This window comes from Pseudomonas sp. HY13-MNA-CIBAN-0226 (assembly GCF_040310305.1).
Lineage (GTDB): Bacteria > Pseudomonadota > Gammaproteobacteria > Pseudomonadales > Pseudomonadaceae > Aquipseudomonas > Aquipseudomonas gregormendelii.
Genome location: NZ_JBEOPS010000369.1, coordinates 1 through 260, shown reverse-complemented (window position 1 = coordinate 260; position 260 = coordinate 1). Strand labels below are relative to the sequence as shown.

Here is a 260-nt window from a genome sequence, read left to right as displayed (position 1 = left end):
ACATAGCACGCGTCGTGGCCCGCGCCGGACACGATGTCCATGTGCGACAGCCCGAGCGAGCGCGCCGCGTCGCGCACCGTGTCGATGCAGCGTGGCGCGAACGGCACCGGCGCATACGTGAAGATCTGCTCGATCTGCGCGCCGAGGCCGGTTTCGTCGGCCACGCGCGCGAGCTCCGCGCGCAACGCCGCGTCCAGTTCGTCGAGCACCGCATCGTCGGGATGCCGGAATTCCACCGTGAAAAAGCAGCCGCCCGGCAC

General features: G+C 70.0%; 1 pseudogene. It reads right to left on the bottom strand.

From position 1 onward, the window contains the following. Positions 1-260, bottom strand: a pseudogene (locus tag AAEZ05_RS29145) (Zn-dependent hydrolase); the annotation flags it as partial.